This window comes from Actinoplanes aureus (genome assembly GCF_015704865.1).
Lineage (GTDB): Bacteria > Actinomycetota > Actinomycetes > Mycobacteriales > Micromonosporaceae > Actinoplanes > Actinoplanes aureus.
In genome coordinates, this window is the sequence record NZ_JADQTO010000005.1 from 535,307 (window position 1) to 544,839 (window position 9,533).

Genomic DNA, 9,533 nt, shown 5'->3' on the forward strand with positions numbered 1-9,533 from the left:
GTGTCCATCACCCGCTGGGCGATGACGCGCGACCGACCGGGTGATCGACTCCCGTTGATCGGTGGTTGCGGTGGTGTGCCCGTACCTCCGGGTAGCGGTTCGGCGACAGCCGGGCGGCCGCTCTAGTGATCAACCCGGATAGCAAATACGGTCATCGATGAATCTTGATGAAGAGGGGACGAGTACTGACAGGGAGGTCAGCACATGAGAACGAGCAGCACGCCACGGATGATCGCCACGTTCGCCGCCGTCTCTCTCATCGCCGCCTGTTCCGGCAACGGCAACGGCGGCGCCGAGGGCGGCGACGCCGCGGGATACCCGGAACAGAACATCACCGTCGTCGTGCCGTTCAGCGCCGGCGGCCCGACCGACACCGTGACCCGGATGATCGCCGATCCGATGGCCAAGGCGCTCGGCGGCAAGATCGTCGTCCAGAACGTCGAGGGTGCCGGCGGCACGGTCGCGGCCGGCCAGGTCGCGCAGGCCCGGCCGGACGGCTACACCGTGCTCATGCACCACATCGGCATGTCGACCGCGCCCGCCCTGTACAAGGACCTGGGCTATCAGCCGCTCGAGGACTTCGCGACGGTCGGGCTCGTCACCGAGGTGCCGATGACCGTCGTCGCCCGCAAGGACTTCCCGCCGACGACGCTGGCGGACCTGACGACGTACGTGAAGGCGAACTCGGCCAAGGTCACCCTGGCCAACGCCGGCATCGGCGCCGCGTCGCACCTGTGCGGCCTGTTGTTCCAGGCCGCGGCCGGCGTGAAGCTCCAGGAGGTGCCGTACCAGGGCACCGGTCCGGCGCTGACCGACCTGGTCGGCGGCCAGGTCGACTTCATGTGCGACCAGACGACCAACACCACCGGCCAGATCTCCGCGGGCAAGGTGAAGGCGTACGCGGTCACCACCCCGGAGCGGGTGAAGAGCCTGCCCGACGTGCCCACCACGGCCGAGGCCGGGATGCCCCAGCTGGCGGTCAGCGTGTGGCACGGCCTCTACGTGCCGACCGGCACACCGCCGGAGATCGTGCAGAAGCTGTCCGGCGCGCTCAAGACGGCGCTGGCCGATCAGGCGGTCATCGACCAGATGGCCAAGCTAGGCACCGCGCCGGTCGCGGCCGCGGACGCGACTCCGGAAGCGCACCGGGCACATCTCGAGGAGCAGCTCACGACCTGGGCGAAGGTCATCTCCGACGCCGGCGTGAAGGCCTCCTAGGTGCAGCGGCGGCGGTCCCTCCCGGACGTCCTCGCCGGGGGAATCTTCGTCCTGATCGGTGGCGTGTTCGTGGTGGGTGCCCTCGGCTACGACCGGGGGACCCCACTGCGGATGGGCCCCGGCTACTTCCCGCTGATGGTCGGCGCGATCGTGGCCGTCCTGGGCCTGGCGATCATCGTCAAGGGGCTGGTCGCCGGCGAGGTGATCCCGTCCGAGGCGGTTCCGTGGCGTGCGGTCGTACTGATCGTGCTCGCGGTCGTGTTCTTCGGGTTCTTCATCGGAAGCCTGGGGTTCGTGCCGACCTCGGCGGTGACCGCCCTGCTCACCACCCTGGCCAGCCGGCGCGTCCGGCTGCTCACGGCGTTGGCGGTGTCCGCTGGGCTGACCGTGGCCGCCACGCTCATCTTCGTCGTCGGGCTCCAGTTACGGATCCCGCTGTGGGGGCCGGGGTTCGTGTTCTGACATGGATCTCTTCGACAATCTCGTGCTGGGCTTCTCGACCGCTCTACTGGTCCAGAACGTCCTCTACTGCTTCGTGGGAGTGCTGCTCGGGACGGCTGTCGGCGTACTGCCCGGCATCGGGCCGACCGCGACGGTGGCGATGCTGCTGCCGATCACCTTCAACTTCGAGCCGGTGACCGCGCTGATCATGCTGGCCGGCATCTACTACGGCGCTCAGTACGGCGGTTCGACGACGGCCATCCTGATCAACCTGCCCGGCGAGTCGTCGGCGGCGGTCACCGCGCTCGACGGCCACGAGATGGCCCGGCAGGGGCGGGCCGGTCCGGCCCTGGCCGCCGCCGCCATCGGCTCCTTCATCGCGGGCACGGTAGCCACCGTCGTGCTGGCCGTCGCCGCACCGCCGCTGGCCGCCGTCGCGTTGAAGTTCGGCCCGGCCGACTACTTCGCGCTCGTGCTGTTCGGCCTGATCGTGTCGATCGCGCTGGCGCGGGGCTCGGCGCTCAAGGCACTCGCGATGATCGCGCTCGGCATCCTGCTCGGCACGGTCGGCCAGGACATCTACACCGGTACGCCCCGGTTCGTGCTCGGCCAGCGCGAACTGTACGGCGGCATCGACTTCGTGTCCGTCGCCGTCGGCATGTTCGGCATCGCCGAGATTCTGCGCAACCTGGAGAACGAGCGGGACCGCCCGTCGGTCCTGGACCGGGTGACGAGTCTCTGGCCGACCAGAGAGGACCGGCGCCGGATCGTCGGCCCGATCGCACGCGGCACCGGACTCGGTGCCGCGCTCGGAGTTCTGCCCGGCGGCGGCCACGTGCTGGCCTCGTTCACCTCGTATGCCGTAGAGAAGCGCATCTCGAAGCGGCGGTCGGAGTTCGGGCACGGCGCGATCGAGGGCGTCGCCGGGCCCGAGTCGGCCAACAACGCGGCCGCGCAGACGTCGTTCATCCCGCTGCTCACCCTGGGCCTGCCGGCCCACCCGGTGATGGCGCTGATGGTCGGGGCGTTCATCGTGCACGGCATCACCCCGGGCCCGAACGTGATAACCGACGAACCGGCGCTCGTCTGGGGCCTGATCGCGTCCATGTGGATCGGCAACGTGCTGCTCGTACTCCTGAATCTGCCGTTGATCGGCATCTGGGTGCGCATGCTGCGCATCCCTTATCAGGTGCTCTTCCCGATGATCGTGCTGTTCGCCGTGATCGGCACCTATTCGCTGGGGTCCAACGAGTACGACGTCTACGCGATCGCCTTCTTCGGGATCCTCGGATATGTACTGATCAAGTGCGGCTGCGAACCGGCGCCGCTGCTGCTCGGCTTCGTCCTCGGACCCCTGCTGGAGGAGAACCTGCGGCGGGCGCTCATCATCTCGCGCGGCGACGCGACGGTCTTCCTCACCCGGCCGATCTCCGCGACGCTGCTGGCGCTGACCGTGGCGGCGCTGGCCATCGCCGCCTTCCCGGCGATCCGCAAGCGGCGCGAGGTGGTCTTCGCCGAAGAGGATTGATCAGCGGTGCGGCCCCTGACTTTGTTCGGCGTGATGCCTCACACAAATCGCTGACCTGCGTGAACAAGGTCCTTTGTGCGAGATCGGCGAACACCCGTTCCGGGCTGGCGCCGCAGTCGGGACCCTCCGACGTAACGGCCGCATCCGCCGGCCGAACTCGGGGGAGGAGCCGCCGGATGCTGGGCGCATTTGTTTCAGTCGCCCTGATCGGGACGCTGCTGGCGGCTCCAGCGAGGCCGGCGGATGCTGGTCCGGCCTGCGTCAGCGTCGCGGACGGCGAAGCCCGGGCGGTGACCATGGCCGCGGCGTGCCGGCGGGCCGTCGTGGTCGCCGGGTCGCGAACCGAACTGACGCAGGTCGTCGCCCAGCCGGACGGCCGGATGAGGTTCGAGTCGGCCGTGGTGCCGCAGCGGGCGCGGACCCGCGACGGCGGCTGGGCCGACGTCGATCTCCGCCTGGCGTGCGGCGCGGACGGGCGGCTGCGGCCGGCGGCGGCGGCCGACCCGGCGGTACGGACGACGCGCCTGACCGTCGGCGGCGGTGTGGACCTGAGCCAGCGCCGGGACGGGACGTTGCGGGCCACGGCCGGCGGCACGTCGGTGGCCGAGGCCGCGCCCGCGCTGATGTGGGACTCGCGGGGCGCGACCGGCCCGAAGACCCGGTCGTCGGCGGCGACCACGGGTGACGGCGCGAAGGTGGCGCCGGTGCGTGCCGAGGTGGCCGGGAAGAACCTCCTGCTCCGCGCGGATCCGAAGTTGCTGGACGCGAAGGACCGGGTCTTCCCGATCTTTATCGATCCGGACTGGTCAGTGTTCAAGAACAAATGGGCGTACGCGACCAACAACGGCGCGAGCAACGACCTGAGCTCCGCCCGCGTGGGTCTCAACCCGGACTCCGGTGCGCTCTACCGCTCCTGCTTCGCGTTCCCGACCACCGCCAACGGCGTGTTCCTGGGTGGCAAGCACATCCAGTCGGCCCGCGTGGAGATGAAGCTCGACCACTCCTGGGGCTGTAGCCCGACACCGGCGTCGCTCTACTGGACCTCGGTGATCAACGCGGTGCCCAAGGCGAGCTGGTCCGCGATGGGGCTGGCGACGCACCTGGGTGAGGCGTGGGGCAGCGCGAACGAGGCGGGCGGCTGCAACCCGCCGCGGCCGGACATGTACATGAACTTCCAGAGCGCCAACCTGACCGCGCTCATCCAGCAGGGCGCGAACGACCGATGGGGGGACGTGACGGTCGCGGTGACCGCCCGCGACAGCGGCCACGGCGGCGAATCGATCCAGGCGCGGTGGAAGCGATTCTTCCCGAACGAGACCAAGCTGATCGTCGACTACGACTCCGTCCCGACGCCGCCGACCGCGCTTCAGGTCGCCGGCGTGGCGTGCCCGGAGACCGGAGTGCTGTCGGTCGGCACGCTGACGCCGACCCTGTGACCCGGACGGAACAGCTCAAGGACTGGACGCCCGGCACCGGGACCGTCTGGCACACCGTCGAACAGAGCACCTATCAGGCGGACGGCCGCGTCCGCACGACCACCGACGTCAGAGGCAACGTGACCACCACCGGGTACACACCCCGGGTCGGCGGACCGGTCACCAGCGTGACGACCACCGGGCCCATGCCGGGCTGGACCTCGCGGCGCGACCTCACTCCGTACTGGGGGTCGGCGGTGAAGATTGTCGACGTCAATGACCGGGTCACCGGCGAGCTGGCCTACGACCCGCTGGGGCGCACGGCGAAGGTGTGGCGGCTCGGCTGGTCACGGTCAGGGCACGAGAGCAAGCCGTCGAGCGAGTACACGTACCACTTCGCGGCCGAGCGGGACGGCTACCCGTACGTCCGGGTCACGACGCTCAACGCCACCGGGAACCCGGTCAGCTCGTACCAGATCGTCGACGGCCTGCTGCGACCGCGGCAGACTCAGACCCCGTCGGCGGCCGGCGACGGCAACCGCGTCGTCACCGACACCATCCATGACCAGTACGGCAGGGCCACCGTCGCGTACGGCCCGCACGTGGAGCCGGGCGCGGCGTCCGAGACGCTGTGGACCGAGCCGCAGTGGTCCGTGCCGGCCGTCTCCCGGACCGACCTGGACCTGGCCGGACGGGTCGAGGCCGAGGTGTTCCTGTCCGGCGACGACCGGGAGAACCTCGTCGAGAAGTGGCGGACCACCACCGCCCACGAGGGTGACATCCTGACGACGACACCGCCGGCCGGTGGGATCGCGACCTCGACGGTCACCGACATCGAGGGCCGCACGATCGCACTGCGTCAGCACACCACGACCGCCGGCGTGGCCGGCGCCTACCAGGAGACCCGCTACCGGTTCGACCGCAAGGGCAACCAGGTCAAGGTCATCGACCCGGCGGGCAACGAATGGACCTCGCAGTTCGACGCGCGTGGCCGCAAGACGCAGGCCACCGACCCGGACCACGGGATCACGCGGACGACCTACAACGACGCCGGTGAGGTCGTCACGGTCACCGATGCCCGCGACGAGGTGCTCTGGTACGGCTACGACCGGATCGGCCGCAAGACCGAGACGCGCGACGACTCGCCGGCCGGTGCGCTGCGGGCCCAGTGGAGGTACGACACCCTCTACAGCGGCCAGGCGGGCTTCCGCGGCCACCTGACCGAGTCCGTCCGGTACGAGCCGGCCGGCTCCGCCAGCGCCTACCGCTGGCAGGTCCGCCAGTTCGACGCCCGCTATCAGCCCACCGGCATCAACCATGTCATTCCCGCCACCCTCCCGGCCGGTGACGACAAGCTGAGCGGCACCTACGTCTACAGCTACGGGTACGCGGCACCGAACGGTGAACCGCTGACGACCACCTACCCCGCCGGTCCGGCCGGCAGCGGGCTGGTGACCGAGCAGCTGACCACCGGCTACGACGGCGCGACCGGGCTGCCGGTCCGCGTCGACACCAGCCTCACCGGGTCGGCCGGAACCCTGGCGACCACGAGCTACACCGCGTACGGGGAGGTCAACGGCTCCGTGCGCAGCGTGGCGGGCACGCCGGCCGTCGAAGACGTGATCTACCGCGACGAGGCGACCCGCCGGATCTCGCGGACCTCAGCGGTCGGCGTGACCGAGCGCGGCTACACCTACGACCCGGCCGGCAACATCACGGAGCTCGCCGAGCCGGACGACCGGCAGTGCTTCCGCTACGACCGGCTGGCCCAGCTCACCCGGGCCTGGACGCCCAAGCAGGGCATGACCTGCGCCGCCGAGCCAGCCGTCGCCGACCTGGGCGGACCCGCGCCGTACTGGACCGACTGGACGATCAACTCCACCGGCAGCCGGGTCACCGAGGTGTCGCACGGCACGGCTGGGAACACCACCCGGACATACCGGGTGCCGGCCGGCGGCGCGGGCGTCACCCGGCCGCACGCCCTAACCGAGATGACGACAGCCGAGCCCGGCAAGGCACCGGTCACCAACAAGTACGCCTACGACGCGTCCGGCAACACCGTCTGCCGGCCCGCCGGCACAGCCGCCAACGACTGCGACGACGGCAGCGGCAGCCAGGTCCTCACGTGGGACGCCGAGGGCCGGGTGGCCGCGATCGCAGCCGCCGGAAAGACCGAGCAAGCCAACGTCTACGACGCCGATGGCGCACGCCTGATCCGCCGGGACAGCACCGGCCGGACGCTCTACCTGCCCGGCCAGGAGATCCGCCAGGAAGGAAACACCGTCACCGGTACGCGCTACTACTCCTTCGCCGGCGGCGTCATCGCGTCCCGCACGGGCGGTTCGGCATCGGCGAACCTGACCTGGCTCTACACCGACCACCAGGGAACGCAGCAGACCGCGGTGAACGCCGCCAGCCACGCGGTGACGGTTCGGCGGCAGACCCCGTACGGCGGTCCGCGCGGCCCGCGGTCAGCGTGGCCGACCGGCAAGGGCTTCGTCGGCGGCGACAACGACCCGACCGGCCTGGTCCACCTCGGCGCCCGCGAGTACGACGCGGTCACGGGCCGCTTCATCTCGGTCGACCCACTGATGGACATGGCCGACCCGCACCAGTGGAACGGATACTCGTACGCCGGCAACAGCCCGGTAACCCGGTCCGACCCGGACGGTCTCAAGCCGATCACTGACGACCAGTGGTTCAACACGGGTATGTGGGACGGCTCCGGCGCCTCCCCCGGCGGAGGAAGCAGCGGCGGCGGCAGCACTGTCCAGAACACCAACCACGCCGCTGCCGACCACGCCCACGACACCAGGCCGCCGACGAACAAACAGGACGCCGAACGCCGCATTCCCACGCCGTTCCTGCCCAGCGACCACGTCAGCGGGCGCGGCAAGGGATACCAGAACCAGATCGGCGGCTTCCAGTACACCGACGGTCCGGATCCGGTCGAACTGGCGCGTGCCGCCGACAAGTACTACGCACGCTATTACGCGGAGACCGGCGACTGGTACTACGCCAACGTCCTCGCCATCCGGGCCGTCTGCGAGAAGGGCGAGGTCCAGTGCGGCGCGGCGCTGCGGGACCAGCTCGCGACCGAGGACAACCTCCTCAACAACATGCGCGACCCGGACTGCGGAAAACGGTGCATCGATCTGTCTCGCCAGGTCGGCGAGTACGGCGACATCGTCTCCGACTTCGGCGGCGTGCCGCACATCCCGCCGATACCGTGCCACAGCTTCGACCCGGACACGCCCGTCTTGATGGCCGACGGAAGCACCAAGCCGATCGAAGACGTGAAGGTCGGCGACGCGGTGCTGGCCACCGACCCGGCCACCGGGAGATCCGCGTCGAAGGTCGTCACGAACACCATTACCGGCCATGGGCGCAAGGACCTGGTGGAGATCACGGTCGACCTCGACGGGGCGAAGGGTGCGGCCACGGCGACGGTGACCTCGACGGCCGGACACCCGTTTCTGGACCGAGAACCGGCGTGCCTGGACGCTTGCGGCCGATCTCGAGCCGGGCGACCGGGTCCGGACCTCCTCGGGGGCCGGGGTGGCGATCGCCGGTGTCCGCGAATACAGCGCTGTCCGAGCGGTCGACAACCTCACCGTCGCGGATATTCGCACGTACTATGTGATCGCCGGCAACAGCCCGGTACTCGTACACAACAACGACTTCGACGAGCGGCTTGCCTCCTGCCCGGTAAACTACACGGACAAATCGCACACAAATTCAGCTGGCGATAAGGTAGTGCGCTACCTCGTGGATGACCTCAAAGATCTAGACAGCGTCGCTGAGCACTTTGGCTTCTTGCATTTGGATCACGACAAGGATGACTACTATTCTGGGCAGCTCCCGGACGGTCGCTTCCAGAAGATCGAGCTCAATCCGGTCGGGCATCCGCACACTAATGAGGGTCCGCACGTCAAGATCATGGAACCGGAAGATGCGTTCTCTCCCGTTCAGAAGCCCGGAGCAGGAGGGAAGGGTAATAGATGGCGGACGCTGGCCTATTTCTTCGTCAAGGGGCATGAGCAGTATAAGAAGAGATGGGATGGGGGTTCTTGATGCGTCAGCCGGCGCCGCATCCCAACTGGGATTTTGCGATAAAGCTACTGGCGTCGATCGTTCCGGGGTCGACGGGATATTCGCCGGACGGTATTCGTGGTCATTCGGAAGAAGATTGGTCGCCATTCGACGTGGAGCATCGCGACATGGACGAAGTGGAGGATGAACTTCTCGGATACTGTTCCGACCTAGTTGGGCCCCTGGTCGTGGTCAATGACACCAGCTATGCTTCTTATTCTTATCGGAGGGGGCCATATTTCGTCGACTCCTCTGAGCTGCGAGACTTCGTTAAGGATTTTGGGAGTCGGGTTGGCTCATACATGATGGATGGACACGTGATAATTGTGTCACCCGTGACAGGGATTGTGGTCATGGTGCAGGATGATGGCTTCATTGCCAAGATTCAGGGGCGGCCGGTCATGCAGGTAGATTATTGATCAGGCTGGCTGCACCGAGCGATCGTTGCGGATACGCAGCGTGGCGGTTGCTCGCGCGGGGGTGCGGTAGTCAGCCCGCGTTGCCGTCACGGTTGACGTCAGGTGTAGCGATCAATCGAATTCAGCCGATGACCTTCCCGGTGTCGTGGCAAGGCTTGAGGACGCCGGTGGCGCAGTGTCTGATCCCGAGGTATTTCCCTGGGCTCCGTGGTCGTGCGATCGTCATGGCCTCGGCGCAGAATCGGTGGCGGCTCGGGTGGGCGGGCGTGCGCGCGGGGCCGTAGGTCTCTAGCTGTAGTGACCAGGACCGTTGTTGACGCGGTTGATGGGTGGCTGGCCTCCGAGCGCGGTGTGGGCTCGATGGTAGTTGTAGGTGTGGAGCCAGCCGGGTAGGGCGTCGGCGCGGTCCTGGTTGCTGGT

General features: G+C 68.6%; 6 protein-coding genes and 2 pseudogenes. 7 read left to right on the forward strand and 1 reads right to left on the reverse strand.

Features of this window, described 5'->3' with window-relative positions:
* The first annotated feature begins 204 nt into the window (after positions 1-204).
* From I4J89_RS13975 to I4J89_RS14000, 7 genes and pseudogenes are all read left to right on the forward strand, one after another.
* Positions 205-1,218: a tripartite tricarboxylate transporter substrate-binding protein gene (locus I4J89_RS13975; RefSeq protein WP_230858851.1), complete on the forward strand. Its 1,014-nt coding sequence runs from the start codon at positions 205-207 to the stop codon at positions 1,216-1,218.
* Positions 1,219-1,680, forward strand: coding sequence for a tripartite tricarboxylate transporter TctB family protein (locus tag I4J89_RS13980; RefSeq protein WP_196414331.1), 462 nt, complete (start codon positions 1,219-1,221; stop codon positions 1,678-1,680).
* Between the two features lies 1 nt (position 1,681).
* Entirely contained in the window at positions 1,682-3,187 is a 1,506-nt protein-coding gene (locus tag I4J89_RS13985) for a tripartite tricarboxylate transporter permease (RefSeq protein ID WP_196414332.1), read from the forward strand.
* Positions 3,188-3,363: 176 nt separating this feature from the next.
* Complete coding sequence (locus I4J89_RS49515) at positions 3,364-4,623, forward strand: hypothetical protein (protein WP_230858852.1); 1,260 nt, start codon at positions 3,364-3,366, stop codon at positions 4,621-4,623.
* Positions 4,533-7,277, forward strand: a pseudogene (locus I4J89_RS13990) (RHS repeat-associated core domain-containing protein); the annotation flags it as partial. The gene I4J89_RS49515 and the pseudogene I4J89_RS13990, both read left to right, overlap by 91 nt.
* Before the next feature lie 1,093 nt (positions 7,278-8,370).
* The gene (locus tag I4J89_RS13995) at positions 8,371-8,676 is read left to right on the forward strand and encodes a hypothetical protein (RefSeq protein ID WP_196414334.1); all 306 of its coding nucleotides are present in this window, start codon (positions 8,371-8,373) and stop codon (positions 8,674-8,676) included.
* The gene (locus tag I4J89_RS14000) at positions 8,676-9,113 is read left to right on the forward strand and encodes a hypothetical protein (RefSeq protein ID WP_196414335.1); all 438 of its coding nucleotides are present in this window, start codon (positions 8,676-8,678) and stop codon (positions 9,111-9,113) included. The genes I4J89_RS13995 and I4J89_RS14000 overlap by 1 nt, the downstream gene beginning before the upstream one ends.
* A 288-nt stretch (positions 9,114-9,401) precedes the next feature.
* On the opposite strand, the pseudogene I4J89_RS14005 reads toward I4J89_RS14000, so the two are convergent.
* A pseudogene (locus tag I4J89_RS14005) lies at positions 9,402-9,533 on the reverse strand (IS481 family transposase); the annotation flags it as partial.

Bases quoted from the DNA above. Each gene is read 5' to 3' on its own strand.
- I4J89_RS13975 (WP_230858851.1), top strand. From the start codon at position 205: ATGAGAACGAGCAGCACGCCACGGATGATCGCCACGTTCGCCGCCGTC.
- I4J89_RS13985 (WP_196414332.1), top strand. From the start codon at position 1,682: ATGGATCTCTTCGACAATCTCGTGCTGGGCTTCTCGACCGCTCTACTG.
- I4J89_RS49515 (WP_230858852.1), top strand. From the start codon at position 3,364: ATGCTGGGCGCATTTGTTTCAGTCGCCCTGATCGGGACGCTGCTGGCG.
- I4J89_RS14000 (WP_196414335.1), top strand. From the start codon at position 8,676: ATGCGTCAGCCGGCGCCGCATCCCAACTGGGATTTTGCGATAAAGCTA.